Source organism: Arthrobacter sp. 49Tsu3.1M3 (assembly GCF_900168135.1).
In the GTDB taxonomy this organism is placed as follows: domain Bacteria; phylum Actinomycetota; class Actinomycetes; order Actinomycetales; family Micrococcaceae; genus Arthrobacter.
Window position 1 is genome coordinate 490,821 of sequence record NZ_FUZD01000001.1, and the last position, 26,364, is coordinate 517,184.

General features: G+C 66.8%; 22 protein-coding genes. 14 read left to right on the plus strand and 8 right to left on the minus strand.

Going from position 1 to position 26,364, the window contains the following annotated elements; all coding sequences use genetic code 11:
- Positions 1-5: 5 nt before the first annotated feature.
- The 5 genes from B5X90_RS02385 to B5X90_RS02405 all read left to right on the plus strand — a co-directional run bounded on the left by B5X90_RS02385 (position 6) and on the right by B5X90_RS02405 (position 7,021).
- Positions 6-1,895, plus strand: a complete 1,890-nt coding sequence (locus tag B5X90_RS02385; RefSeq protein WP_079550003.1) for an acyl-CoA synthetase — start codon at positions 6-8, stop codon at positions 1,893-1,895.
- Between the two features lie 61 nt (positions 1,896-1,956).
- Positions 1,957-3,549 carry a bifunctional 3-(3-hydroxy-phenyl)propionate/3-hydroxycinnamic acid hydroxylase MhpA gene (locus tag B5X90_RS02390; RefSeq protein ID WP_256860015.1) on the plus strand — a complete coding sequence of 531 codons (1,593 nt, stop codon included), beginning with the start codon at positions 1,957-1,959 and terminating at the stop codon, positions 3,547-3,549.
- Positions 3,546-3,887: a nitroreductase family protein gene (locus B5X90_RS02395; protein ID WP_256860016.1), complete on the plus strand. Its 342-nt coding sequence runs from the start codon at positions 3,546-3,548 to the stop codon at positions 3,885-3,887. Before B5X90_RS02390 ends, B5X90_RS02395 begins: the two co-directional genes overlap by 4 nt.
- Positions 3,888-4,106: 219 nt before the next feature.
- On the plus strand, positions 4,107-6,005 hold the full coding sequence (locus B5X90_RS02400) for an ABC transporter ATP-binding protein (RefSeq protein ID WP_079549886.1): 1,899 nt from the start codon (positions 4,107-4,109) through the stop codon (positions 6,003-6,005).
- On the plus strand, positions 6,002-7,021 hold the full coding sequence (locus tag B5X90_RS02405) for a CHAD domain-containing protein (RefSeq protein WP_079549887.1): 1,020 nt from the start codon (positions 6,002-6,004) through the stop codon (positions 7,019-7,021). The genes B5X90_RS02400 and B5X90_RS02405 overlap by 4 nt, the downstream gene beginning before the upstream one ends.
- A 513-nt stretch (positions 7,022-7,534) precedes the next feature.
- On the opposite strand, the gene B5X90_RS02410 is transcribed toward B5X90_RS02405, so the two are convergent.
- Together B5X90_RS02410 and xylA are read right to left on the minus strand one after the other, a co-directional pair.
- Positions 7,535-9,076 (minus strand): xylulokinase, encoded by a 1,542-nt coding sequence (locus B5X90_RS02410; protein WP_079549888.1) that lies wholly within the window; start codon positions 9,074-9,076, stop codon positions 7,535-7,537.
- A 19-nt stretch (positions 9,077-9,095) separates the two neighbouring features.
- Entirely contained in the window at positions 9,096-10,286 is a 1,191-nt protein-coding gene (xylA, locus tag B5X90_RS02415; RefSeq protein WP_079549889.1) for a xylose isomerase, read from the minus strand.
- 239 nt (positions 10,287-10,525) lie between these two features.
- On the opposite strand from xylA, the gene B5X90_RS21495 reads away from it, so the two are divergent.
- The 9 genes from B5X90_RS21495 (at position 10,526) to B5X90_RS02455 (ending at position 19,291) form a co-directional block, all read left to right on the plus strand.
- Complete coding sequence (locus B5X90_RS21495; protein ID WP_256860017.1) at positions 10,526-10,651, plus strand: hypothetical protein; 126 nt, start codon at positions 10,526-10,528, stop codon at positions 10,649-10,651.
- A 10-nt stretch (positions 10,652-10,661) separates the two neighbouring features.
- Positions 10,662-11,909: an ROK family protein gene (locus B5X90_RS02420; protein WP_179129016.1), complete on the plus strand. Its 1,248-nt coding sequence runs from the start codon at positions 10,662-10,664 to the stop codon at positions 11,907-11,909.
- 297 nt (positions 11,910-12,206) lie between these two features.
- Positions 12,207-13,226: a VOC family protein gene (locus B5X90_RS02425; RefSeq protein WP_079549890.1), complete on the plus strand. Its 1,020-nt coding sequence runs from the start codon at positions 12,207-12,209 to the stop codon at positions 13,224-13,226.
- 6 nt (positions 13,227-13,232) lie between these two features.
- Positions 13,233-14,195 (plus strand): fumarylacetoacetate hydrolase family protein, encoded by a 963-nt coding sequence (locus B5X90_RS02430; protein ID WP_079549891.1) that lies wholly within the window; start codon positions 13,233-13,235, stop codon positions 14,193-14,195.
- Positions 14,192-15,238 (plus strand): cyclase family protein, encoded by a 1,047-nt coding sequence (locus B5X90_RS02435; RefSeq protein WP_079549892.1) that lies wholly within the window; start codon positions 14,192-14,194, stop codon positions 15,236-15,238. Before B5X90_RS02430 ends, B5X90_RS02435 begins: the two co-directional genes overlap by 4 nt.
- A 63-nt stretch (positions 15,239-15,301) precedes the next feature.
- Complete coding sequence (locus B5X90_RS02440) at positions 15,302-16,426, plus strand: FAD-dependent monooxygenase (RefSeq protein WP_079549893.1); 1,125 nt, start codon at positions 15,302-15,304, stop codon at positions 16,424-16,426.
- Positions 16,423-17,502 (plus strand): amidohydrolase family protein, encoded by a 1,080-nt coding sequence (locus B5X90_RS02445; protein ID WP_079549894.1) that lies wholly within the window; start codon positions 16,423-16,425, stop codon positions 17,500-17,502. The genes B5X90_RS02440 and B5X90_RS02445 overlap by 4 nt, the downstream gene beginning before the upstream one ends.
- 12 nt (positions 17,503-17,514) lie before the next feature.
- Positions 17,515-18,513, plus strand: a complete 999-nt coding sequence (locus tag B5X90_RS02450; RefSeq protein ID WP_079549895.1) for a fumarylacetoacetate hydrolase family protein — start codon at positions 17,515-17,517, stop codon at positions 18,511-18,513.
- A gap of 1 nt (position 18,514) precedes the next feature.
- Positions 18,515-19,291, plus strand: a complete 777-nt coding sequence (locus B5X90_RS02455) for an SDR family NAD(P)-dependent oxidoreductase (RefSeq protein WP_179129017.1) — start codon at positions 18,515-18,517, stop codon at positions 19,289-19,291.
- Positions 19,292-19,309: 18 nt separating this feature from the next.
- Here the strand turns inward: B5X90_RS02455 and B5X90_RS02460 are convergent, their stop codons facing one another.
- From B5X90_RS02460 to B5X90_RS02485, 6 genes are all read right to left on the minus strand, one after another.
- Entirely contained in the window at positions 19,310-20,092 is a 783-nt protein-coding gene (locus B5X90_RS02460; protein ID WP_079549896.1) for an SDR family NAD(P)-dependent oxidoreductase, read from the minus strand.
- A gap of 73 nt (positions 20,093-20,165) precedes the next feature.
- On the minus strand, positions 20,166-21,128 hold the full coding sequence (locus B5X90_RS02465; protein ID WP_079549897.1) for a LysR family transcriptional regulator: 963 nt from the start codon (positions 21,126-21,128) through the stop codon (positions 20,166-20,168).
- A gap of 83 nt (positions 21,129-21,211) precedes the next feature.
- On the minus strand, positions 21,212-22,789 hold the full coding sequence (locus B5X90_RS02470) for a GMC oxidoreductase (RefSeq protein WP_079549898.1): 1,578 nt from the start codon (positions 22,787-22,789) through the stop codon (positions 21,212-21,214).
- A 19-nt stretch (positions 22,790-22,808) separates the two neighbouring features.
- Positions 22,809-24,302, minus strand: a complete 1,494-nt coding sequence (locus tag B5X90_RS02475) for an MFS transporter (RefSeq protein WP_079549899.1) — start codon at positions 24,300-24,302, stop codon at positions 22,809-22,811.
- 172 nt (positions 24,303-24,474) lie between these two features.
- Positions 24,475-25,272 carry a hypothetical protein gene (locus tag B5X90_RS02480; RefSeq protein ID WP_079549900.1) on the minus strand — a complete coding sequence of 266 codons (798 nt, stop codon included), beginning with the start codon at positions 25,270-25,272 and terminating at the stop codon, positions 24,475-24,477.
- The gene (locus B5X90_RS02485; protein WP_079549901.1) at positions 25,269-26,309 is read right to left on the minus strand and encodes a Gfo/Idh/MocA family protein; all 1,041 of its coding nucleotides are present in this window, start codon (positions 26,307-26,309) and stop codon (positions 25,269-25,271) included. The genes B5X90_RS02480 and B5X90_RS02485 overlap by 4 nt, the downstream gene beginning before the upstream one ends.
- Between the last annotated feature and the right edge of the window lie 55 nt (positions 26,310-26,364).

The following is a 26,364-nucleotide window of genomic DNA, read 5'->3' on the forward strand; positions in this document are numbered from 1 at the left end:
ACGGCATGACTCTCTGGCCGCGGTACTCGAGCCCAGATGACATTGTCGACATCGAGAGGACCCCCCTCTCCGAACGCGGACTTCCGGCATCGACATACGAGCTGCTGTGCCGGGCCGCCCGGCTGTGGCCGGATCGGACGGCGGCGGCAGTACTTGCCAACACCGAACGCTGGCAGGAAACCGTCAAGCTGACCTTCGCTGAGCTTCTCGCCGATGTGAACCGGATGGCGAACCTGCTGGCAGAAATCGGGGTCGGCCGCCACGACACCGTGGCCTTGCTCTCGCCCAACTGCCAGGAGCTCATCCCCGCAACCCTGGCCGCCCAGGCTGCCGGAATCGCCGTCCCGATCAACCCCGGCTTGGCCCAGAACCACATCGCCGAGCTGCTCCAGCGCTCGGGCGCGCGTGTGCTGGTGGCGGCCGGGCCCGATCTCGATCCCGTCGTCACCGAGGCCGCTTTCAGCCTCGCGAAGACGGGCCTGCTGGACCATGTGCTCCTCATGTCACCAACCGGGCAGGCATCCGCCGCCCCGGCCTCGAGAGTCGGATCCGCAAGCGTGGACTACCTGAGACATCGGGCAGCAAACGCGTCGTCCGAACAGTTCCACGGTGTCCTGCCCGGACCAGGCGATCTCGCGGCACTCTTCCACACCGGCGGCACGACCGGCACCCCGAAGCTCGCGGCACACACCCAAGCCAACGAGGTCGCCGACGCCTGGATGCTCGCAGCCAACGACCTCCCCGGCGAGGACGCCGTGTACTTTGCCGCACTGCCGTTGTTCCACGTCAATGCCCTCGTGGTGACCGTTCTCGCTCCCCTTTTCAAGGGACAGACGGTCGTGTGGTCCGGACCGCTGGGCTACCGCGACCCGGCCCTCTACCGCGTCTTCTGGAAGCTGGTCGAGCACCACCGGCTTACAGCCATGAGCGCCGTCCCTACCGTCTACGCCACGCTCGCAGCCACTGAAGTCAATGCCGACATCAGCAGCCTGCGCCACGCAATGGTCGGAGCCAGTCCCCTGCCCGCGGCCGTGCGTGCTGGCTTCGAGACAGCCACCGGCGTCGCCCTCATTGAAGGCTACGGCCTGACGGAAGCCACATGCGTAAGCGTACGGAGCTTCCCGGGCGCCACCGGAGGTTCGCTCGGCTGCCGACTGCCCTACCAGGAGATCAAGGCGGTGCACGTCGACGACGCTGGACACTGGCGCGATGTCGGACCGGGCACAAGAGGGCAGCTGGTAATCAAGGGCCCAACGGTCTTCCCCGGCTATGTCACCGGCAGGGGCCCCGACGGCCTCTCGCTCGACGGCCTCGGCAAACTGCGGGACGGCTGGCTCGACACCGGCGACCTCGGACAGGTCGATGAGGACGGAATCGTCCAGCTCACCGGTCGCGCCAAAGACCTGATCATCCGAGGCGGCCACAACATCGACCCCGCAATCATCGAGGACGCCCTCCTCACCCACCCGGACGTGACCGGCGCAGCGGCGGTCGGCAGACCCGACCGGTATGCGGGAGAGGTACCTGTCGCCTACGTAGCCTTGGCCGCGGGCGCAACCACCAGGACCGAGGACCTGATCCGCTGGGCGGATGCCCGGGTCGGGGAACGGGCGTCCTCGCCGAAGTTGGTCACAATCGTCGACCAGCTTCCGGTCACTGCCGTCGGCAAACTCTACAAGCTCGCGCTCCGGGCGGATGCCGCCAAGGTGGCGCTGGGTGAGGCCCTGCGGGAGACGGCCGCCGTCCACGCCGTGGAGACCGAGATTGAGGACGGCACGATCGTCGTCACCGTGAGTGCTGACGAGGCATCGCATGCGGCCGTCAAGTGCGCCCTGGACGAATACGGCGTCCGATGGCGGATCACGCAGCGGCCCGCACGGAAGGCGGAACGATGAGCGTCGTCCTCACGATGGCGCTGGCTGGATGCTTCACCATGCTCGCTACGGCGGCAATAGTATGAGCGCCCACAACGACGGCGCGGCGCCGGTGGTAGTCGTCGGCGCCGGCCCGTCCGGGCTGGCTGTCGCCACCCTGCTCGGCCACTACGGCGTCGAATGCCTCGTCCTGGAACGCCGGGAGGGCGTCTACCCCCTGCCACGGGCGGTGCATCTCGACGACGAGGTCTACCGCATCCTCCACCGCCTAGGCGTGGGGACGCAATTCGCGGGGCTCAGCCGCCCTGCACACGGGCTACGTTTGCTCGCACCCGACCACCGGGTGCTCGCGGAGTTCCAGCGAGCGGCCGACGGCGGCGCCCACGGTTATCCCCAAGCGAACATGTTTGACCAGCCGGACCTCGAGCAGCTCCTGCGCAACAACCTCCGGGTCATGCCTACGGTGACCCTGCGCGCAAATGTCGAGGTTCTCCGCGTGGCCCAAGGCAACGCGGCAGTGCAGGTGGACTTCACGGATCGTGCCACAGGGGCACGCGAGTCAGTCCGCGCCAGCCACGTCCTCGGCTGCGACGGCGCCAGCAGCATGGTGAGGGGCGTCATCGGCGCGGAGATGGAGGACCTGGGCTTCGAACAGCGCTGGCTGGTTGTCGATGTCGACACGTCGGCGCAACTGAACCACTGGGAAGGCATCCACCAGCTCTGCGACTCCCACCGCGCCGGTACCTACATGCGCGTCGGAGAGGTCCGCTACCGCTGGGAGTTCCGACTCCTGCCTGACGAAACTGCCGCCGACTTTGCGACGATCGATGCGCTTCATTCGCTGATCCGACCGTGGACCGGCGACGTCCCATTGGACGAACTGCGCGTGATCCGGGTCGCCGATTACACCTTCCGCGCCCAGGTCGCCAACGAGTGGCGCGACCGTCGGGTCTTTCTCCTCGGCGACGCCGCTCACCTGAGTCCTCCCTTCATCGGTCAGGGCATGGGGGCGGGACTCCGAGATGCGATGAACCTGGCCTGGAAGCTCGCCGGTGTGCTCGCCGGCGACCTTCCAGCAACTACGCTGGCCAGCTACCAGACCGAGCGCAAGCGGCACGCGAGAAGAACCATCACCGTTGCAAAGCTGTTCGGCCTTACCATGACCGCGGGTGGTCGCGTCGGTACGGCCCTGCGGAGGTTCCTCGCACCGGGCCTGCACCTCGTGGCAGGCCTTCCCGCACAGTCATGGACAGCGATACCCCTCGGCTCTCGGCTGTCGGCGCTCGCCCGCACTTCCGCCGTCGGACGTCTCTGCCCCAACGCCCGCACCTCGGTCACCCCGGAGGGCAACCGATTCGATGACGTCGCCGGAAACGGATTCGCGCTGCTGGCTCTCGCGATCACTGCCGGGGAGCGCGAACAGATCCTGTACAAGGGCGCGTCGCCCGTCGTCCCCGAACCCGGATCTGAGCTCCACCAGTGGCTCGTCCGACATCGGATCGCTGCCGCGGTTGTCCGCCCGGATCGCGCCGTGATGTTTACTGCCGACTCCGTCGCCGGGGGCCTCGCCCGCCTGCCGTCGTTCAACTCCGCCGGGGTTAGACCCGGCAGAAGTGGTCGTCACACCCCGCGGGATCAACCACTCCCACACCCGAAAACCAAAGGAACACCATGAACCCCACGACAACCGCGGCCACGGCCGACGACCATATCGCCATAGACTCCGACAGCACCCAACGGCTCTTCCTCGAAGCGCGGACCGCCAATAGCTTCTCCTCCAAACCGGTCCCAGCCGACACGTTGGCCGCGATCTACGAATTGACGAAGATGAGCCCCACGATGATGAACAACCAACCGCTGCGCATCACCTGGGTCCAGACATCCGAAGCCCGCGAACACCTTGCCTCACACCTGGCCGAAGGGAACCAGAAAAAGACCCGCACCGCCCCCGCAGTTGCGGTGCTGTCCTATGACAGCGACCTCTCAGCCGACATCGCGGTTCGAACCATCTGACTGACCACATTCCACAACAGGCAGGGTCTTCTCCTTCGACGCAGCGAAGAAGAAGCCCTGCCTTTTGTGTGCAGGGCCCTCTCGGGGAAACAGGCGGTCGGTATTGCAGCCCACCCTCCATACGCTGTATGGTTAGAGCTTCCATACAACGTATGTTTCTGCGGTGCATCCCGCATCGTCGACGCCGTTGCCCGTACCCCAAGTAAAGAGGAGCAACCTATGACCGCCCACTCCACGAACGATCTGCCAGCGAGCCCGGAGGCCGTAGACGCAGTCAAACCCGAAAGACACGGCGCCGGTGGGCGTCCGCGCTGGGATCTCAGCACTCTGCGCGAGCTATGGCGGTTCAAGGACTACGGCCGAACGGAGCGAAAGTCGCTGGTCCTGGGCATGCTGATGAACGGCGGGCAAATGGCCGCCAATCTGGCCGCCCCCTGGCCGCTGGCGCTGGTCATCAACGACCTGCTCCAGGACAAGGGCCAAGGCAACGGCCAGGGCAAGAGCGGGATCCTGCACACCGTCGCCGGGTGGTTCGGAGGTTCATCGATGGCGATGCTGCTGGTCGCGGCGAGCGCCGTGGTGGTGATCACAGGTGCCGCAGGGATGTTCTCCTATCTGGGCGACATGCACATGAACGGGTCCGGCCAGCGGATCACCTCGCGCATCCGTGCGGATGTGTTCGCCTACACCCAGCGGCTGCCGATGGCCTTCCACGACCGGCAGAACGTCGGCGAGCTGGCCAGCCGGGTCGTCTCGGACACGTCAACGGTGGAATCGACCCTGCGGGATGTGGGCACCGACCTCGTCCCGTCCGTGCTCACCCTGGCCGGTACCGCCGCCGTGATGGTCGCCGTGGACTGGCGCCTCGGGCTCATCGGGCTCGTCGTAGCCCCGCTCATGTTCCTGACCGCCAACCACTTCGCCGGCCTGACCCGGCAGTACGCCCGTCGCAAGCGCGCCGCCACCGGCGACCTGACCGGGCTCGTCACCGAGTCCCTGATGGGCATCCGCACCGTGCACGCGTTCGGCAGCCAGCGGGTGCAAGACGAGCGGTTTGCCGCACAGAACGACAACGTGCTCGGCCTGTCGCTGCGCTCGGTAAAGATCAGCGCCAAGTTCTCCCCCACTCTGCAGCTGGTCGCCGCGGTAGGCACGGCACTGGTGTTGTTCGTCGGCGGTTACGGAGCGCTGAACGGCTGGTGGCAGGTCGGGGTGCTGGTGGTCGTCACCAGTTACCTCAAGACCATGCTCTCGCCGATGAAATCCCTGGCCAAGCTGGCACCTAGCTTCACCCAGGGCGCCGCGTCCGCCCAGCGGATTGCCGACATCCTCGACCAGCCCACCGACCACCAGGGCACCGAGGAGCCGCTGCCGGCCCGCGCAGACGGCCGCATCGAACTGCGCAAGGTCGTGCTGGACTACGGCACCGGCCGCGGCCCGGTTTTTACCGACGTCGACCTGACCGTCACTCCCGGTGAGCGGATCGCCCTGCTCGGCGACAACGGCGCCGGCAAGTCGACCCTTCTGTCAGTGATCGGTGGCCTCTACCGTCCCACCGCCGGCCAGGTCCTGCTCGACGGGCACCAGGTCCCCGATGTCCCGGAGCACTGGCTGCACCAGCAGGTGGCCATGGTCCTGCAGGACACCTTCCTGTTCTCCGGCACGCTGGTCGACAACATCCGTTACGGCCGCCCCGACGCCACGGATGCTGAGGTGGCTGCCGCCGCTGAGGCGGCCCTGGTCAGCGAGTTCGCCGATGACCTCCCCGACGGGCTCGACACCACCGTCGGGACCGGCGGGACCGGGCTGTCCGGCGGACAGCGCCAACGCGTCGGCATAGCCCGCGCACTGCTCGTCGACGCCCCCGTCGTGCTCCTCGACGAACCCACCGCCGGCCTGGACGTTCACGCCGAGGAACTCGTTGTCCAGGCGCTGGGCCGGCTCGTCGAAGGTCGCACGATCATCGCGACGACGCACCGTCCCGCGGTCACTGCCCTGGCCACCCGCAACGTGTACCTGCGCCGGGGTGGCGTCCTGGACACCGAGCTGCCCGGGACCGCCCCGGCAGACCCTTCCGCCGACCGCACCCGTCTCACCACCATCGGAGCCCTCTCATGACCACCACCGCGACGAACACCCAAGAGCCGTCCACCGGCCGCACCAAGTCGTCGAAGAACCAGACGTCGACCGCGTCCCCACCCACGGCCGGCGAGGTGGTGCTACAGGCCCTCCGTGCCCAGACCAGGGCGCTTCGGGAGGCCGAGCGCAAGGTGCGCGACGGCGACCCGAAGGGGGTCACCAAGATGCGCGTCACGATCCGCCAGCTGCGTTCCACACTTCGCGGTTTCTCCCGCGTCCTCGATCGGCAGGTCACCCGACCGGTGTGCGCTGAGCTGGCGTGGCTGGGCCGCCAGCTCGGCGAGGAGAACGACACCCAGAGGACACTCATCGAGCTGAAACGACAGCACGACGCCCTGCCGTCGGAATTGATCGTTGGCCCCGTGGTCGACGACGCCCGGACCCAGCTGGACCAGCTCGCCGTCAGTAGCAGCCAAACCACCCAGGCCACGCTCGCCAGCGATCGTTACGCCGCGCTCCGTCAGGTGCTGGACTGGCCGCCGGCCGACCCGCCCTTCACCGAGCGCGCGGCGCGGCCCGCGGCGGAGGAACTGCCAAAGAGCATCGCCAAGGCGCTGCGCACGCTCGACCGTCACCTCGTGGCCGCCCAGGCACTGCCGGCGGGGACGGAGCGGGATGAGGCGCTGCACGACGCCCGCAAGGCCGACAAGCAACTCCGCTACGTGATCGACGTCGCCACCCCCGTCGTCGGCAAACCCGCGCGGCGGCTGGGCCGGCAGGCCAAGAAGCTCCAGGACCTGCTCGGCGAGTACCAGGACGCGGCCGTGACCCGCCCAGTTGTGCAGGAGCTCGGTTCCGCCGCGTCGGCCAAAGGCCATCCGACCAGCACCTACTACCTGGTGGACGCTCTGGAGCAGGTCCGCACCGACCGTGTCCTGGAGAAGCTTCCGCGCCGGCTAAGCAGCCTCTACGACGAGACGGACTGGCTGCCCGACGCCGCCTCCCTCCAGTACGACCCGGGGACGTCAGCCGTGCGGACCGGGAGCGGGATCTGAAACGCACCAGAGCTGCCGACTCGAGCGTGACCGGCGGGTCGACACGTCCGCCGCAGGCGTGCGTCTGTTCGGGCCCCACCGGCCACCATGGCCAGGCATGTCCGGCCGCGTCGCGGGCCTGACCTCGCGGCGCGGCCGGAACCGGGGTGCCGGGTTCGTCGCCCTCGCTATCGCAGACTTGATACGTATCCGCTCGCCAGACAGTGCAGTGCAATGTCGAGCAGGTTCCGCTCGCAAAAGACCGTGATCGCCCAGACAAACCCGTGCCGCGAGGTTCGCAGCCGCCTGACTCAGCGAACAGGGTGTTGCCTGGCCGTGGCGCATGCGCACGGTAGCAAGATGTCGGTCGGCTTGCCGAGGATACCAAGGCTGCCTTGGTTCATCCGAGGACTCGCCCCAGCTTTCCCTTGTAGTGCCCAGCGGCAGCTCAGCGTTGAGTCGGGCCTCGTATCGGCCGGGTCGAGTCGCGTTACCAGGATCGGTACTGGAAGTCCGTAGGGTGCCAGCGGTGGCTCAGTTGCCGGGGTCAACATGGCCAGTCGCCTTCAGGTAGTTCTGCTGGATTTCCGGGTGGAAGTCCGGGGCCGGAGCGGCGTCCACAGCCACAGGCCATGCCGGGCGGTTGCCGCTGCGGGCCCAGGCTGCCTGGGCGGCCGCGCCCCGGGCCACGTACTCCCCCGGGCTCGGGATCACGACCGGCAGCTCGAAGACCTGGGCCGCGATGGCCTGCACCGCGGGGCTTTGCACGGCGCCGCCGATCAGGAGCAGGCGTGTCGCGGGGCTGCCTTGGGCGCGGAGGGCATCCAGCCCGCCGGACAGTCCGCAGAGCATGCCTTCGATGGCGGCCCGGGCCAGGTTGCTCCGGGTGCTGGAGGCGATGCTGAGACCGTGGAGGCTGGCTTTGGCGTGGGGCAGGTTGGGCGTTCGCTCCCCTTCGAAGTACGGCACGAGCACGACGCCGCCGGCGCCGGGTTCGGCATCGAGTGCTAGGCGGGAAAGTTCGTCGAAGTCCACGCCCAGGAGGCCCGCCACGGAGCTGAGCACGCGCGCGGCGTTGAGCGTGACAGCGATGGGCAGGTACTCTCCGCTGGCGTCCGCGAAGCCTGCGACGGTGCCGTCGGGATCGGCAACGGCCCGCGATGCCACGGAGAAGACCGTGCCGCTGGTGCCTACGGACACCACGACGTCGCCGGGTTTGGCCCCCAGTCCCAGGGCGGCGGCCGCGTTGTCCCCGGCGCCGGCGCCGAGCAGGATCCGGGGTCCGGATCCTGCTTTCCCGGCTCCTGCCTGGATTGATCCCGACTGGTCTGGCAGCTCAGCCGGGGGTCCGAAGCAGCCGGGATGGATCGTTCCGGCAGCGTCGCCTGGGCCCAGCACGCGGGGCAGGACCACGGTTCCCGAGTCCCCCGGCCCGGCGTTGCCGCTGGCTTCCCTGGCGTCCCGGCCGAAGGCGATCTTGAACAGGTCAAGATCGTAGTCCCCGGCCGATGGGCTCCAGTATCCGGTGCCGCTGGCATCGGAGCGGTCGGTGGTGAGCTGGTCCAGGTCCGGGCCGAGGGGGCTGGAGCCTGCCGGGCCGTAACCGCGGAGGCGCCAGGTCAGCCAGTCATGCGGCAGCGCGACGGCCGCCACCTGGTCCGCCAGGTCCGGTTCGTGGTCCCGGACCCAGCGGACCTTCGTGATGGTGAAGGAGGCCACCGGGACCAGGCCGGTCCTGCGGGCAAAGTCCTCGGCCCCCACTTCGTCGGTGAGTGCGGCCGCGGCGGCGGCAGAGCGGGTGTCGTTCCACAGCAGCGCCGGGCGCACTACGTTACCGGCGTGGTCCAGCAGCACCATGCCGTGCTGCTGGCCCCCCACCGACAGTGCGCCGACGTCCGCCAGTCCGCCGGCGTCGTCGAACGCCTCAGACAAGGCGCGCCACCAGCGGTCCGGGTGGACCTCCGTTCCGTCCGGGTGAGCGGCCCGGCCCTCGCGGACGAGCTTTCCGGTTTCCGCGTCCAGGACCACCACCTTGCAGCTTTGGGTGGAGGAGTCGACGCCGGCAACAAGGGTCATGGGAGCAGCCGTCACGGTATCAGCGGGCGCCGAGCAGGTGCTCGATGAAGAGCTGCTGCAGCTTCACGAAACCGAAGCCCTTGCCGCCGAAGTAGGCGTCGGCGTCGAAGTCCTCATAGGAGGCGCGGTCCGCGCGGAGCTGCTCGTACCCTTCGCCCGGGTTGAGCGTGGGTTCGTTGATCTCCGCAACGCGGGAGGCCTGCAGCGCGGCCTGGACCTGGGGGTCGGCGCGGAAAGCCTTGGCGCGTTCCTTGAGCAGCAGGTAGGTCTGCATGTTGGCGGCCGCGGAGTCCCACACGCCGTCGATGTCCTCGGTGCGGCTGGGCTTGTAGTCGAAGTGGCGCGGGCCGTCGTAAGCCGGGCCTCCGTCGGGGCCGCCGTTTTCGAGCAGGTCCACCAGGGAGAACGCGTTCTGCAGGTCGCCGTGGCCGAACACCAGGTCCTGGTCGAACTTGATGCTGCGCTGGCCGTTGAGATCGATGTGGAAGAGCTTGCCTTGGTAGAGCGCCTGGGCGATCCCGTGGGTGAAGTTCAGTCCGGCCATCTGCTCGTGCCCGGTCTCGGGGTTGATGCCCACGAGTTCGGGGCGCTCCAGCGTTTCGATGAACGCCAGGGCGTGGCCCAAGGTGGGCAGGAGGATGTCGCCGCGGGGTTCGTTGGGCTTGGGCTCGATGGCGAAGCGGATGTTGTAGCCCTTGTCGGTGACGTAGTCGCCCAGCAGGTTCACGGCCTCGCGGTAGCGTTCCAGGGCGCCGCGGATGTCCTTGGCGGCGTCGTATTCACTGCCTTCGCGGCCGCCCCACATGACGAAGGTCTCGGCACCGAGCTCGGCGGCCAGGTCAATGTTGTCCAGGACTTTGCGCAGGGCGAAGCGCCGGACTCCGCGGTCGTTGCTGGTGAACCCCCCGTCCTTGAAGACCGGGTGGCTGAACAGGTTGGTGGTGACCATCGGGACGATCATCCCGGTGGCCTTCAGCGCCCCGGTCAGCCGGCCGATTTCGCGCTGGCGGTCAGCGGCGGAGCAGCCGAAGGGAAAGAGGTCGTTGTCGTGGAAGGTAATACCGTAGGCGCCGAGGTCGCTAAGCCTGTTGACGGCCTCCACCGTGTCCAGTGGCGGGCGCGTGGCGGCACCGAACTGGTCCTGGGCCTCCCAGCCCACCGTCCAAAGGCCGAAGGAAAACTTGTCTTCACGGGTGGGCTGAATCGCCATTGAATGCTCCAGGATCTGTGCGCGGCTACGGGGTGGGGAAAGGTTCAAATTGAATTGTTCTAGACGCAAACATATTATAGATTTCAGTGATGTCAACCACTTGAGGGAGATGGGGGCCGCGCTAATTGGTTCAAACTCTGGCCGGTCACCGGCGTGGCTGTTATGTTGTGAAAAACATCAAATGAGCGCCGGACTAGATGAGACCAGGGCAGCTGACCTCCCAAGTGAAGGATTCAACCGTGATCGGTGAGATCGTGACAGAGCGCAACCGGGCGGGGAACTACGGCCACCGGGCACCGCGGATAACGAGGCATGCCGGAAAATTCCGCAAAGCCTTCCTGGACCGCACGGTGTTCGGCCGCTGATAGTGTCACGATGATGCCTCCACGTACCCATCCCCCCGCGCCGGCCGAGCCGGATCCGTCGCGCCGCAACAACTTGGCGCTGCTGACCTCCCTCGTCCATCACCACGGGGTGCTCAGCCGCGCCCAGCTGACCCGGCAAACGGGGCTGAACCGCTCCACGGTCGGGACCCTGATCGGCCAGCTCACCTCGCTGGGGCTGGTCTATGAAACGGCGCCTGCCGGCGAGGGCCAGGTGGGCAGGCCCAGCCCCGAGGTCCATCCCAGCCCGTCGATTGCGGCGCTGGCCGTCAACCCTGAAGTCGACGCCGTCACCATCGGTCTGGTCAGCCTCGGCGGGAAGGTCCAAAAGAAGGTCCGCTTCGAAACGGAACGGATTCCGAGCGCCCGGGAAGCGGTGAATATCGCAGCGGCCGTCATCGCCGGGATGCGGTCCGAACTCGATGCCTCCTACCGGATTACCGGCATCGGCACGGCCGTGCCCGGCCTGGTGAACCGCGACGACGGCGTCGTGCGGCACGCGCCGCACCTGGGCTGGCGCAATGAGCCCGTCGCCCGGATGCTGAGCGAGGCCACCGGATACCCGTGTCAGGCCGCCAACGACGCCTCTCTGGGCGCGGAAGCCGAGTTGATTTTCGGTGCCGGCGCCGGCACCGGATCAAGTGTCCGGCCGGGCAATCTGATCTACCTCAACGGTGGCGCCAGCGGCATTGGCGGCGGGATCATCGCCGACGGGCGCCTGCTCCGGGGGGCCTCCGGCTACGCCGGGGAACTCGGCCACACCTTCGTCCGCTCGGGCGGCACCACCTGCCACTGCGGCGCCACGGGCTGCCTGGAAACCGAGGTCTCCCAGTCCCGCCTCCTGGAACTTGCCGGCTTGAGCAGCAGCGACACCGCCGACCTCGAGAAAGCACTCGAGAACAGCGACAGCGCCGGGCTCAGCGACGAAGTCGCACGCCAGCTGACCTACCTGGGCACAGCCCTGCGCAACGCCGTGAACATTTTCAATCCCGACGCAATCGTCCTTGACGGCTTCCTGGGGACGCTGCACGCGCTCGCCCCGGGGTCGCTGCAGGCAATGCTGCTGTCCCAGGCAATGGACGGGCCCGCCGGACAGGCAACAATCTACCGCGCGGCCCTCGGCTCCGACCTGATGATGATCGGCGCCGCGGAACTGGCCTTCACCCCGTTACTGGCCGATCCCGCGGGCCTCGGCGCAACCGCCGGCGCAGTCCCCTCGCCCACGTCACAGGCAGGCTGACCGTGCCCAACCAGGCCGCTGAGAGTCAAACCCTAACTGAGTTCAACTAGGCCGCTGAGAGTCAAACCCTAACTGAGTTCAACTAGGCCGCTGAGAGTCAAACCCTAACTGAGTTCAACTAGGCCTTTCAGGCCGGTCTATTCGGGCTTCGGTTGTTTTGGTTAATCCTCGGAGGACTATCCGGTTCATGAATACCTGGTATCAAAAACTTCGCCTTCCCTGGATATATGAAATCCCTCACAGTAGTTACAGGACCTGCATCGACCAGCAGCAGCCAGTAACCAGAAGGACTTCACCGTGGAAACTCCCCTCTCCCATCTTGCCCACCTCGAAATCACCACGCCGGACGTCGAAGCCTCGGCACGGTTCTACGAGGAAAAGTTCGGCATGCGCATCATCGACCGGGTGGACGGCAACGTCTACTTGCGCTGCTGGGGCGACTACTACCGCTACAGCCTGGTCATTACCGAAGGACCGGAAGCATCCCTGGGCCGGATGGCCTGGCGCACCAACTCCCAGGCAGCCCTCGAAGCCGCAGCAGCCCGGGTAGAGGCAACCGGCGTCCAGGGCACCTGGACCGGTGGCGGCCACGGCTACGGCAAGGCCTATGAATTCACCGGCCCCTACGGCCACCACATGCGCCTCTTCTACGACGTGGACAAGTTCGTCGCTGAGCCCGGTTTTGAATCCACCTACCCGGACCGTCCGGAACGCCGCAGCAGCCACGCCGCCGCCCCCCGTTTCCTGGACCACGTCACCGTGGCCTGCTCCGACGTCCGCGGCTTCGCCAAGTGGTACAACGAGGCGCTGGGTTTCCGCGTGATGGCGTTCGTGGACCTGGACGAAGCACCCATCACCGTATTTTCCGTGCTGACCACCAATGAAAAGTCCCACGACCTGGGCGTGGTCCTGGACACCTCTCCCCGTGCCGGCCGCGTCAACCACATCGCCTTCTGGGTGGACGCCACCGAGGACCTGCTGCGCACCGCGGACGTCATGATGGAGAATGGCACCGCCATGGAATATGGCCCTTCCATCCACGGCGTGGGCGAGCAGAACTTCCTCTACTTCCGCGACCCGTCCGGTCTCCGCGTCGAGCTCAACTCCGGCGGCTACCGCAACTACGTCCCGGACTGGGAAGCCAGCACCTGGAAGCCCTCCCTAGGTTCCAACAACTTCTACAAGAACGGCGCCATGCCGCATTCCATGACAGAATCCTTCCCGCCGGCCGAGGGCTTCACCGCCACCGAGGAAGGCGCTTCCCCCGAAATGAAGGAAGCCCTGCTGAACCCTTACGCCAAGCAGGGACGGGGCTAAAACACCATGACCGAAGCAACGTACTCCCTTATCCGTTTCCAGGAGCCGGGTGACAGCAAGGCCCGCGTGGGCCTCTTGGTGGGGAGCCGGGTCCTGCCGCTGGACGGGGACATCAACTCCCTGATCGAGCACTGGGACACCACCGAGGACCAGTTGGACACCCTGGCTGCGTCCGCCGGTGAGGACACCGGCCTGGCTCTGGCCGGCGTCGAAGTTCTCGCCCCGGTGGAACCGGTCCAGGTCCTGCAGACCGGCGCGAACTACCGCAAGCACGTGATCGATCTCGCCGCTGCACATCGCGAACCGGGCCAGGACGAGGACGAAGTCCGGGACCGGACCGCGGCGATGATGGACAAACGGGCAGGCCAGGGCACCCCGTACTTCTTCATCGGACTCCCGACGGCGATCGCGTCCGCCACTGACGACCTCACCTTGCCCTCCTACAGCAAGTCCCATGACTGGGAGCTGGAACTGGCAGCAGTCATCGGCAGGACGGCCTTCCGGGTCACACCCGAGGAAGCACTGGACTACGTGTTCGGCTACACGATGGTTAACGACATCACCACCCGTGAGTACGTTTTCCGGAAGGACATGCCTGCCATCGGCTCGGACTGGTACCGCGCCAAGAACGCCCCCGGCTTCCTGCCCACCGGACCGCTGCTGGTTCCCGCCAAGTTCTTCGGGAACCCTCAGGACGTCCAGGTGACGCTGAAGCTCAACGGCAAGGCCATGCAGGACGAATCCACCCAGGACATGATCTTCGGGGTCGCCAAGCTGGTCAGCGAAGCCTCCCAGATCATGCCGCTTCAGCCCGGGGACCTGGTCCTCACCGGAAGCCCCGCAGGCAACGGACAGCATTGGGGCCGGCTGCTCCAGGACGGCGATGTCATGGAAGGCACCATTACCGGCCTGGGCACCCAGCTGATCCATTGCAGGGACGAAGTTCAAACTGATGGCAGCCAGCCGTGACCGCCCAGGACACCGCTTCAACCACCACCGCAACCGGGGAATCTGCCAGCACCGGTTCCCCGGCGATCCGGCGCGAGGACCCGCTCGGCAGCATCCGGGCCATGGCCGAGGCCCACAACAACTGGGGCCGCTGGGGTGACGATGACGTTTTGGGAACCTTGAACTTCATCGACGCGGCCAAGCGCATCGAAGCAGCAGCCCTTGTGAAAACGGGCGAGGCCTTCTCGCTGTCCCAGCCGTTCGACACCAACGGGCCGCAGAAGGGCTGGCGCCGCCGCACTAACCCCGTCCACACCATGACCGACACCGGCGTGGACGCCGAACGCGGCAACCAGGGATTCCCGCACGGCTTCGGCGGCGCTGATGACGTCATCGCCATGCCGCTGCAGTGCTCCACCCAGTGGGACGGCCTGGGCCACATCTTCGACCAGGGCAAAGCCTGGAACGGCCGCGCCGCCGGGGACGTGGTCACTTCCGAAGGCGACCTGGTCACCGGCATCGAAACCGCCGCGGCGAAGATCGTCACCCGGGGGGTCCTGCTGGACGTTGGCCGAGCGCTTGGACCCGAGCTTGGCAGGAAAGATGGCGAGCTTCCAGACGGTTTCGCCATCACCCCGGAACATCTCGAGCGGACCATTGAACTGCAGGGGCCAAGCTCGAAGGTGGGCCGGGGCGACATCGTGGTGATCCGTACCGGTCAGCATACGAGGGTCCGCCGCGACGGCTGGGGCGATTACGCCGGCGGGTCAGCCCCCGGGTTGTCGTTCAGCGCCGCACCGTGGCTGCACAGCAGCGAAATCGCCGGGATCGCCACGGACACCTGGGGTTTTGAGGTCCGTCCCAACGAGTTCGACGCCGCCTTCCAGCCGCTCCACCAGATCGCCATCCCCAACCTCGGGCTGTTCCTCGGCGAGATGTGGGATCCGGACGGCCTCGCGGAGGCCTGCGCGGCGGATGGCAGGTTCGACTTCCTGCTTACGGCAGCGCCGCTTCCCATTACCGGGGCTGTCGGATCGCCCGTCAACCCGATCGCTCTCCGGTAGCTTTCAGTCCAACAGCACAACATCAACCGAAGCAGTTACGCCGTCAATACAAAGGAGTCAGCGATGGCAGCAGTACAGAACGTCGGAATCGTCGGGGCGGGAGCGGCGGGACTGACCGCAGCCATCCTGCTGGCCGACGCCGAAATCCATGTGGAAGTCCTGGAGAAGGCGGAAGCCCCGCAGACTCTCGGATCCGGAATCACCCTGCAGGGGAACGCCTTGCGGGTCCTCCGCCAGCTCGGCGTGTGGGAGCAGATCGAGGCGAAGGGCTACGCGTTCAGCACCCTCGGCCTGCGCGCCCCGGACCCTGCCGGCACCGTCATCGCGGTCCTTGAGGACATCCGGACCGGGGGCGATGACCTCCCGGCAACACTCGGCATGTACCGCCCCGACCTCACCGCCATTCTCCGCGACCGGGCCCAGCAGGCCGGCGCACAGATCAGCTACGGCAGGACCGTCACCGGAATAACGGACGACGACGATTCCGTCACCGTCAGCACCGCCGACGGCGCCGCCGCCCGCTACGACCTCCTGATCGGCGCCGACGGCCTGCACTCCGCGGTCCGCAAGGCCATCGGCATCGACGTTGAGCCCGCGCCCACGGGCATGGGCATTTGGCGCGCGTTCGTGGAGCGGCCCGAGGACGTGGTCCGCACGGACCTTACTTACGGCGGCCCCTGTTTCATCGCCGGCTACTGCCCCACCGGCCCCGACACCATCTATGCCTACGTGGTGGAAGAAGCCCAGGAGCGCAGGCACGAGGACGGCCCCCGCATCATGGCGGAGCTCGCCGCAGCCTACGGCGGCCCGTGGAACGAAATCCGTGCGAATCTGGACCAGGGCGCCCGCATCAACTACACCTGGTTCACCACCCATCTGGTCGACGGGCCCTGGAACCGCGGCCGCACCGTCATCATCGGCGACGCCGCCCACAGCTGCCCACCCACGGTGGCACAAGGTGCTGCCATGGCGCTGGAAGACGCGGCCGTGCTGGCTGAGCTGCTGATCAACGCAGACGAGATCACGGAGACCCTGTGGAAGGAGTTCACCGACCGGCGCCTGCACCGGGCAAAGGCCGTGGTCAACGCCTCCGTCCAGCTGGGCCAGTGGATGCTCGACGGCGTCCGCGACGCCGACGTACCCGGCCTGATGCACTCCCTTTCCACCATGCTGAAGGAACCCGCATGAACACCCACCGCGCTGGAGGACCAACCCCCACCGTGGACGTCCACGCCCACATCCTGCTCCCGGCCCTGCAGCAGCTGGTGGCCGAGGCTGATCCCGAGGGGTTCGGTGCCCAGCAGGCCCTGGAAGTGCGCCGCAACGGGCCCGAATCCATGGCCGCGTCCGGCAAGATGATCAAGGAGCGCTGGCCGCAGCTGACGGACCTGGACCGGCGGTTGGCTGACATGGATGCCCAGGGCGTGGATGTCCAGCTGGTCTCGCCGTCGCCGTCGCACTTCTACTACTTCGCCCCAGGCGAGCTGGCCCTGCAGGTGGCCCGGTCCGCCAACAAGGCGGTGCGGGAGTTCGTGGACCGCGCGCCGGAGCGGCTCAACGGAGTTGGCCTTGTCCCGCTGCAGCACCCGGCGTTGATGGTTGAAGCCCTGGAACACGCCGTCCTGGAGTGCGGGCTGCTCGGCGTGGAAATCGGCTCGTTCGCCGCCACTCCCGGCGATCCTGACCGCAGCACCGTGGAACTTTCCGACCCCCGGCTGGAACCGTTTTGGCGCCGGGCCGAGGAGCTGGACGCCCTGGTGTTCCTGCACCCGTTCGGCTGCTCACTGGATGAGCGGCTGGACCGCTTCTACCTCGCCAACACCGTCTCCCAGCCGGCCGAGAACGCGGTGGCCCTGTCCCACCTGATCTTCAGCGGGGTCCTGGACCGGCACCCGGACCTCAAAGTCCTGGCAGCGCACGGCGGCGGCTACCTTCCCACCAGCCTGGGCCGCTCCGACCACGCCTGGCGGGTCCGGCCGGAGGCACACGGCTGCGCCCAGCCGCCGTCGTCGTATCTGAAGAAGCTGTACTTCGATTCGCTGGTCCACAACCCGGCTGAGCTGCGGGCTCTCGTGGCTGCAGCTGGCCCGGAACAGGTGCTGCTCGGCTCGGACTACCCGTTCGACATGGGCTCCGACCGCCCCGTGGCGGAGGTTATCGATGCACTGCTTCCTCCCGCGGACGAGGCCTGGGTGCTGGCCGGCAACGCCGCTGCCCTGGGCATCACACCCGCCTCGGCCCTCGCCGCCCGCCGCACAGCCTAAGGAAGAATTTTCATGGTCAAGATCGCACGCTGGAACCACGACGGCGGGACGCAGTCCGGCTTCGTTGACGGCGGAACCTGCTACGCCCTGCCCGCAGGCCAGAGTGTCCAGACCCTTTTGGATGCCGGGCTGGAAGAAACGCTGCGTCTTGCCCGGCAGACCATCGGTTCGGGCCCGGCCGTTCCGCTGGCCGACGTCCAGCTGCTCGCCTCATTGGTGCCCGCCACCATCCGGGACTTTGTGGCCTTCGAGGAACACGTCGAAGGCGTGCGGAAAAGCATCGACGGCGTGGCCGGGGTGGTGCCCGAATGGTACGAGGCACCCACGTTCTACTTCACGAACCCCCACACGGTGACCGGCACCGGTGAGCTGATTGGTATCCCGGCGGGCTGCGACGACCTGGACTTCGAGACCGAAGTCGCCGCCGTCGTCGGGCGCGTCCCCCAAAGCGACGGCCGGAACCTGACTGCAGCGGAGGCGCACAGGCACATTTTCGGCTACACCGTGCTCAACGACTGGTCGGCGCGGGACCTGCAGCGCCGCGAGATGAAGGTCAGCCTGGGGCCGTGCAAGGGCAAGGACTTCGCCAATACGCTGGGGCCCTGGATTGTCACCGCCGATGAGTTTGAGGACCTGCACGACGCCGAGGGGTTCCTGCCGATCTCCATGGCTGTCGAGGTCAACGGCGAAGCCATCGGCCAGGACCTGCTCTCCAATATGGGCTGGCCCTTCGCCGAGCTGGTGGCCTACGCCTCGCAGGATTCCGTGGTGCGCCCGGGCGATGTGCTGGGCTCCGGCACGTGCGGCAGCGGCTGCCTCGCGGAGCTCTGGGGGCGGAACGGCTCACAGACTCCCCCGCCGCTGAAGACCGGCGATGTGGTCCGCATGACGGTGGAAGGCATCGGCAGCATCGAAAACACGGTGGGTGAGCGCCGCAACGCCGGGACCCGCGTGCGTGCCCGGCAGCGTCCGCGCAACCGGGCTGCCGCCGTGGTTCCTTCCGGTGCCTAGGGTGGTCTCCCTTCAGCTCGATGGCCGGACCGTGGTGGTCACCGGCGCCGGCCGGGGCCAGGGCGCTGCCGGGGCTCGCATGCTGGTGGAGGCCGGGGCCCGCGTCATCGCCACAGACCTGGCGGTCGACATGCCGGCCGAGCTGGCCGTCATGTCATCGCCGTCGGCCGGTGCGATGTTGTATCGGCAGCTGGACGTCAGCGATGCCTCCGGCTGGTCCGATCTCGCTCACTGGATACAGTTCCAAGGGTGGCAGGTGGACGGGCTGGTCAACAATGCAGGCATCACTCAGCGGAGCCGGTTGCTGGATGCCTCTGCGGCTGACCTTCAGCGCGTCTATGAGGTGAACGTTGCCGGAGCCCTGCTCGGCATCCAGGCCCTCGCACCGCTGATGGTCAGTGGCTCTTCGATTGTGAACGTGGGGTCCGTGGCAGGCCTGACCGCGCACTATCCGGTGGCCTACACCGCCAGCAAGTGGGCGTACCGGGGCCTCTCCCAGGTGGCGGCCATGGAACTCGGCCCGCGTGGGATCCGGGTTAATACCGTCCACCCGGGCTTCATCGAAACGCCCATGACGGCGAGCGCTAAGGCCGAGTTCAGGCAGGCGACCATGGCCGAGACCCCGCTGGCGCGCACTGGAAGCGTCGAGGAAGTGGCAGGCGTCGTGTTGTTCTTCCTCAGCCCGCTCTCTTCGTTCGTGACCGGTGCCGAGATTCCGGTGGACGGCGGCCAGTCAGGCCACGGCGGAGCAATGTCGGTCTCCGACGCCATGCGCTGACTTGGTGCACGATTCCAACTAGCCTGGCAGGACGGCCGACCAGCCGCCGTCGACCATCAGGTTGGCGCCCGTCACGTAGGACGCTTCGTCGGAGGCCAGGAACAGCGCACATTTGGCCACTTCTTCCGGCGTGCCGACCCGGCCCAGCGGGATGCTGCCGGCGATGGACCGCATGGGGTGGTCGGCGGCCAGGAGGTTGCCCTCGGTGGCTGCGGTGCGGATCATTCCGGGGCTGAGAGTATTGACGCGCAGTCCATGCGGAGCCCCTTCGGCCGCGAGCTGCCTGGTCATGGCCACCACGGCCCCTTTGGTGGCGGTGTGGGCCAGCCGGCCGTTCGTCATGGATCCGGTAACTCCTGCCGTGGATCCCACCAGCACGATGGCGGCGTTCTGCGCCTGGATCAGCTGCGGCCAGAAGTATTTAACCGGCAGGAACACCACGTCCATCTCATGTTCAACATTCCACTTCCAGTCGGCGAACGTGAGCTGCTCCACCGGGGCGAAGCGGGTGACCGCCGCGTTGGCGTACAGGATGTGGACCTGGCCGTGGTTAGCGGCTACGTCCTGCGCCCATGCCGCCACAGCGGCCTCGTCCGTGAGGTCAACCTGGCTGCTGCTCATCCGGCCCCCGGCTGCGGTGACCTGGCGGACGGTGGCCCCGGCGCCGTCGTCGTCCATGTCGCAGCCGACCACTAAAGCCCCTGCCTCCGCGAAGGCGAGCGCCGCCGCCCTGCCTTGGCCGCTGGCAGTTCCGGTGATGACGGCGGTTTTGCCGGCCAGGCGCTGGCTGGAGACTGGCATAGGGGGATCCTTCCGAAAGTGTGTTTCTTCGACTTTCGCAGGGATGGTCCGGACGGGGAATGGCGCATTAATTCTAGGTGGTATCCGCCGCACGGATAGTCACCGGGTGTGCGCTGACGGGGAAAAGTTCGTGCAGCCGTGAACACGCCCGCTGGACCACGGAACGCAGCCAGACGCTGGCAGGGTCCTCCGCCTGGGACGGGTGCCAGTACATCGCTTCTACCAGGGACGCTTCAGCGTCTTCGGAGAACTCCAGCACGACGATATCCGCGCCGCGCTGGGCCCGCGCTGCCAGCATCCCCGGGACCAGTGCCACGAGGTCTGTCCCCTCCACCAGCAGTGGCAGGGACAGGAACCCGGCCACCACAGCCACCACGCGGCGCTGAATGCCCCGCGACTCGAACAGCTTGTCCGCCGGTGTGCTGATTCCCTCCCCGAAATAGCCGACGGCGTGCGGAACTGTGGCCAGGTCCTCAAGGCTGAGCCGGGGCTGCTGGAGCAGGAGATTCCCGGTGTCAGCCACAGCCACGAAACTGTCCCGGAAGAGCTGCTTGCTCGCGCCCTGCATCTGGTACCCCGTGGGCCCGACGAGCAGGTCGATTTTCGAGTAATCAGCCATCTGGCCCTGGATCCCGGACTTGGCTGTGGGAACGAAATCCACTGACACGCCGGGGGCCTCCTCGCGCAGGATCCCCCGCAGCGGACCGACAATCAGCGCCGCCGCGTAGTCCGAGGCTGCGATGATGAATTCCCGCTCGCTCGTGGCGGCGTCAAAGCCCGACCGCACCCGGGTGGCCCGCTGGATGTGAAGCATGGCTTCATCAACCAGCGGGACCAGGGACTGTGCGAAGGGCGTGAGGTCATAGGTGCGGCCGTTCCGGACCAGGAGTTCGTCGTCGAAATGGCGCCGGAGCCTGGCCATGGCTGCGCTCGTGGCTGGCTGGCTGAGCTGGAGCCGTTCAGCCGCCCTGGAAACGTTCCGCAGTTCAAGCAGGACCTGAAGTTGGGGCAACAGGTTCAGGTCCAGGTTCTTCATACCCATAGGTTATCCGTGCCTAGGTTAGCCGTGAGGCGGGCCCGGACGCCGGGGCAGCGCCTGGCGTCCGATGCGCTGCCGGTTCAGGCGCCCACGGAACCAAGCCTTTCAGTAACCTTCCGGGCGCCGCGGACGGCGATAGCCACGCTCATCAGCGTGGGATTCATGGCCGTTGCCGTCGGAATGAGCGCGTTTCCGCCCACCACCAGGTTGTCGTAGCCCCACACGCGTGACCATGGATCCGCCACCGAGGTGCCGTCGTCGGTTTCACCCATGCGCAGGGTGCCCTGGTAGTGCAGGCTCGAACCGTTGGGCATGAGGCGCGGCTCGGCAACGAAAGCGCCAAGGGCCTTGCCGGCACGCCGCAGCCGCTCAGTGGCTTCGGCGATTTCCGCATCTTCCCGTTCAGTGAGCGCGTACTCGATGCTCATGTTCGGGAAGCCGCGGTAGTCCGGTTCGTTGTCATCAAAAGTGACGGCGTCCTCGTAGCGCGGGTGCTTGCGCATCCCGTAGCCCATGTTGACGTAGCCCCAGCGGTTCTCGGAGTACTGGGCTCCCGGCTCCATCGGAAACGGAGTCGATTCGGAATACATCACCTGGACCGAGAAGGGGTGCTCCGGCTCAGAGAACGGGATGCGGTTCACTGCCGCAACAGGGTCTGCCGGGTTCAGTGCGCGCCGGGCGAGTTCGGCGTCGAGGTCCTCCTCCGTGGCGAAGCGGCGCATCTTTTCGGCGTCCAGCGCCACCGTGGAAATGACCACGGGATGCTCGGTCAGGTAGTGGCCGAGTGCCTTCGGCCGTACACCGGAGGCCCAGAGGAGCTGCGGGGAGCGGAAGGCATCCCCAGCCACCACTACGACGTCCGCGGCCACAAATGACTTCTCTCCCGTGCGCAGGTCCTGGACGGTGACCCCGGTAACCCGGTGTCCGTCCAGCTCCACGCGGCGGACCAGGGTGAGGTCCCGGAGTTCGAACTGCTTTGAGAGCGGGCTGTCCTGATCGAGGAGCGGGCCGAGGACTACGTCGGCGCCCGCCCAGCGTACGGAGCCGTCCGGCTGCGGGTCGCCGGCAACCGGAAGGGTGCCAACGCCGTATCCTTCCGGCAGTTCCGCGCCGAACTCTTCGTCAAGCAGGGACCTGATGGCTTCACCGACGGTGGAGTCTGCGAACGCGGCACTGTGGACGTGCAGCAGCTCCTTTGCCTGGCCGATCAGCTCATCCCACTCCTCGTTGGCGATGAACGGAATTTTCTCGCTGAAAGCCGGAGACGGCGTTGCGCAGGTCCAGTGCGCACCTTGGCCGCCGACGTTGGTGGCCGCAGCCGCTGCGGGAAAAGAGGGGGCGTGGGCCGAGCCGGCTCCACCGAAATCGAGCAGATGCGTGCCCTGGCGGGCGGTGAACATTCCCTCGGTGACCGTCGCCGCCGGGATGCCTAGCGATTCACGGTAGGCGCCTGCCTGCGGTCCCTGCGACATTTCCCGTGCCCGGGCCTTCTCCTCGGGATCGGCGATGTTCCGGACGCTCTCGCCGGGAAGGTCCGTCAGCTGTGGTCCTGCTTCGAACATCACGACGCGGGCATCAGGGACCCGCTCGAGGAGCACCCGAGCATAGGTGGAACCGATGGGCCCGCTGCCGACGATGGCAATGGTGGGATTGGACATGATGTCTCCTTCGAAAAATTCAGGCCGAAAGGGTTTCGGAAGTTTTTTGGGGGGCGGGAACCGGTTCGTCTGAAAGCCGGCCGTGCGGGAGCAGGACCGCTGCGACAATGCCCACGGCGTACGTGGCCGCCAGGGCGATAAAGACGGGGGTGAAGACAGCACCATAGATCTGCGCGACGGTGGCCTGGACGTCCGGGGCCGCCCCGTGGACCAGCTGCGGCGTAAGTGTGGAAGCGTCAAGGCCTGCCGGTAGAAGGGCCGGCACCCCGAAGCCGATCACCCCGCCGATGACCGCGGTTGCCACGGTTGAACCCACCTGCCGCACCAGGTTGACAGTCGCCGTGATGGCACCGGTCTGGCTGGCCGGAGCGGCGCCCTGGACCACGGCGACGATCAGGCTCATGAACGCGCCGGTGCCCATACCAACCACACCCATAACGATCATGGGAACCCACAGCGGAAGCCCGGCAGGCAGCATGGCCATCACAGAAAGTCCGGCCGCTCCCAGCGAGGTGCCCAGGATGGGGAAGATGCGGTATCGCCCGGTCCGGGTGGCCAGCCATCCAGTGAGAAGGTTGCTGATCAGCATGCCGAAAACCGTTGCGATGGGGACGAGCCCGGACACCGTTGCGGTGGTCTGGTAGGCCATTTGGATGTAGGTCGGCATGTAGGCAGTGATGGAGAAAAGCCCGACGCCGATGATCGCCGACAAGGCAGTGCCCGCCGCAATGGTCCGGTTGGTGAAGAAGTGGAACGGCACGATGGGTTCAGGAGTCCGCCGCTCAATAAAGTAGAAGGCGACAAAGCCCAGGACGCTCACTGCGAGCGCCGCCGTGGCAGGGCCGGCGCTCCGTTCAGCAGCCCACGTGACGGCGAGCACGAGGGCCACGAGGGCAGTGGTGAACACAGCCGCCCCGGCGACGTCGAAGTGGCGCGGCATGGGTCCCGGTTCCAGATGCGGAACAGCGACCAACGCGAGGCCCAGCGCCGCTGCGCCGACCGGAATATTGATCCAGAAGACCCACGCCCAGCCCCAGTTATCGGTGATGGCGCCACCAAGGACGGGGCCGACGAGGATCGCGATAGGAAAAGCCGCACCAATGATGGCCATGTAGCGCGGCCGTTCGCGCTGCGTGGTGACCCGGGCAATGATGGTCTGGGACATCAGCTGCAGGCCCGCGGAGCTCATCCCCTGCAGGACACGCGCCGCGATGAGCCATGCCATGTCCTGAGCGAAACCGCAGGCCAGGGAGGCGGCCAGGAACATGACCAGTGAACCGAGGAAGATCCGCCGCGCTCCCAGCACATCCCCCAATTTGCCGAGCACGGGCAGCAGCACGGTGCTGGCGAGGGTATACCCCACAACAACCCAGCTCATCAGGTTCAGTGCGCCCAGCTCACCGGCGATGGTGGCCAGGGATGTGGACACCACAGTATGGTCCAGGGCACCGAGGAAAGAGACCGTGAGGAGGGAGATAACAAGGAGACGGAGCCTCAAAGGCGAAAGTGGCATAGTGATCTACCCGAACGATCGGGCCGTCGACGCGACGTGTTGTGCCTCCGGCGCACCATCACGACGGAGAACGGGTCCGAAGGACCCCGGCGTCGTCACCCACAATACCCTACTTTAGTCGAAAAGCAACTAAAGAATGCTGAAATTAGACATGTTGGTGGCGATTTCCTTTTCATGTGCCGTGCAGAGCCCAAGTGAGGGCGGTGTCCTCGAGCAGGTCATCCAGATCGGTGACGGGCCGGCCCGACGAACACGCAACAAGAGCCCGCCGGAGCGCAAGGCGCGCTGACGATTCAAAGCGCTCCGGCGCCCTCAGTAGCCCGCCCTCGGTGGACGTCTCCACCCGCGTCAGCCCGGCGAGTTGGTCCACTGTTACTTCCGTCCTTACCTCACCGAGCGCCAACAGTTGGAGCAGGCCTCCGGAATGAAGGCCCCCGGCCTCTGCCCCCGCAAGAGTGGTGGGGATAGATCCGCCGGCGGGACCGGCTGAGTCCAGGAGTGCGATGCTGCCATGGGCCGCAGCAGTGCCCGATCGAAGCGTCAACGATCCCTGGACCAGGAACCGCGCCCAGCCGAGGCCGTCGCGGATTACCGCATCAAGGCCCAGCGCGGGGGCGGCGCACTCAACAGTGACGATCCGGGCCGGACTGCCTCGTCGTGCCCGAACCGCATCGGCAACAACGTCGGGGCGCAGGCGGGGGCGCTCAACGATGACCGGGAGGTCGGTTGGCCACGCGTTTGATTCAAGCGCTTCCTGCGGAAGCATTTCCGGGTCTGCAATCAGAACAGCTGCTGCCCCTCCCGCCCGGGCTGCGAGCATGCCCTGCCACCAATCGCCGGATCCAGGCACTACCGCCACCGCGCCGCTGAAATCATTCCTCAGTGCAGCGCTGAGGCGTAGTTCGGCGACAGCGGCAACGTAGGCAGGAAGTGCTGTGCAGACGCCGAACCCTCGATCTGCGGGATTCACTGAGGCACTCCTTCAAGAAATTTCGCGGCGGCAGCGTCGGCGAGGTCAACTGCATACTGCGCGTCGGCCAGCAGTTCGTCGTACTCCACCGGGGCCACACCCTCCAGGAGCGATGCAAGAAGACGCCACTCCGCCGCATAGCCGTCCTCCGGATCCCGCCGGTACTCCGTCCACTGCCCGTCCACGCTTCGCACGCGGGTGGCGGCGCTTCCGGCATGGACAAAGGCGGGTGGGAAGTTCACCTCGATCCGGTCGTGGGAGGTGGCAACGCTCATCCGCCAGAGCGCATCCGGCCCTTGCGGAAGCATGGTCAGCGCCAACTGGACCAGTATCCCGCTCGCCCGGTATCCCACTAAGTAGCCGATCGGCGGTGCGACTCTTGCGTACACCACCTCCTCGAGGTCAGGCGCAATGTCCCTAATGGCGGGAAGATCATGGATCGCGAGACCCGTCAGAAGCTGCCTCAGGACGTCGGCCGCCACTGCAGGATCGTTCAGATCAGGACGCCCCCGGCGCCCAGATTGAAAAGGGCCTCCTTCTGCGACCACGCGGTGGTACCTGTCGTTCGGCGGGAGCGCCAGCGTCACGGAGATTGTCCGCACCCGGCCCTGGAGGGCGACAAGATGATGCTTTGCCCGCCCCCATGCTGCATCAAACAAGTGATTGGTTCCCACCAAGAGGATGGTGCCTGCGGCCCGACATGCGGCAATGACCACTTCGGACTCTTCCACGCTGGTGGCCAACGGCTTTTCGCAGAAGATTGCCCGCTTGCCCGCGGCAATTGCCGCCAGGATCTGGCGGCCATGTTCACCGGGCGGACTGCACACGGCCACCACGTCCACCTCCCCGTCCGTGAGCAGCTCCGCCTCCCCTTCCGACCAGCGGACACCAAGTTGCTCAGCCAGACTCTGGGCGCGCCCGCTTCCCGCATCGGCGATATGCACCACCCTGAACAGCTCGTTCAGCCCACCCAGCACCGGCAGGTGAAGAGCCGCGACACCCGGCCCGGCACCAAGAACACCAACGTTCCAAGGCATCGTTGCCTCCCCTCTTAGGTGCCTATTATTCATAAGTACGGAAAGTTTTAGCTAT

Coding starts and splice junctions, on each gene's coding strand:
- B5X90_RS02385 (WP_079550003.1), top strand. CDS start 6: ATGACTCTCTGGCCGCGGTACTCGAGCCCAGATGACATTGTCGACATC.
- B5X90_RS02390 (WP_256860015.1), top strand. CDS start 1,957: ATGAGCGCCCACAACGACGGCGCGGCGCCGGTGGTAGTCGTCGGCGCC.
- B5X90_RS02395 (WP_256860016.1), top strand. CDS start 3,546: ATGAACCCCACGACAACCGCGGCCACGGCCGACGACCATATCGCCATA.
- B5X90_RS02400 (WP_079549886.1), top strand. CDS start 4,107: ATGACCGCCCACTCCACGAACGATCTGCCAGCGAGCCCGGAGGCCGTA.
- B5X90_RS02405 (WP_079549887.1), top strand. CDS start 6,002: ATGACCACCACCGCGACGAACACCCAAGAGCCGTCCACCGGCCGCACC.
- B5X90_RS02410 (WP_079549888.1), bottom strand. CDS start 9,076: ATGACCCTTGTTGCCGGCGTCGACTCCTCCACCCAAAGCTGCAAGGTG.
- xylA (WP_079549889.1), bottom strand. CDS start 10,286: ATGGCGATTCAGCCCACCCGTGAAGACAAGTTTTCCTTCGGCCTTTGG.
- B5X90_RS02420 (WP_179129016.1), top strand. CDS start 10,662: ATGATGCCTCCACGTACCCATCCCCCCGCGCCGGCCGAGCCGGATCCG.
- B5X90_RS02430 (WP_079549891.1), top strand. CDS start 13,233: ATGACCGAAGCAACGTACTCCCTTATCCGTTTCCAGGAGCCGGGTGAC.
- B5X90_RS02440 (WP_079549893.1), top strand. CDS start 15,302: ATGGCAGCAGTACAGAACGTCGGAATCGTCGGGGCGGGAGCGGCGGGA.
- B5X90_RS02445 (WP_079549894.1), top strand. CDS start 16,423: ATGAACACCCACCGCGCTGGAGGACCAACCCCCACCGTGGACGTCCAC.
- B5X90_RS02450 (WP_079549895.1), top strand. CDS start 17,515: ATGGTCAAGATCGCACGCTGGAACCACGACGGCGGGACGCAGTCCGGC.
- B5X90_RS02460 (WP_079549896.1), bottom strand. CDS start 20,092: ATGCCAGTCTCCAGCCAGCGCCTGGCCGGCAAAACCGCCGTCATCACC.
- B5X90_RS02465 (WP_079549897.1), bottom strand. CDS start 21,128: ATGAAGAACCTGGACCTGAACCTGTTGCCCCAACTTCAGGTCCTGCTT.
- B5X90_RS02470 (WP_079549898.1), bottom strand. CDS start 22,789: ATGTCCAATCCCACCATTGCCATCGTCGGCAGCGGGCCCATCGGTTCC.
- B5X90_RS02475 (WP_079549899.1), bottom strand. CDS start 24,302: ATGCCACTTTCGCCTTTGAGGCTCCGTCTCCTTGTTATCTCCCTCCTC.
- B5X90_RS02485 (WP_079549901.1), bottom strand. CDS start 26,309: ATGCCTTGGAACGTTGGTGTTCTTGGTGCCGGGCCGGGTGTCGCGGCT.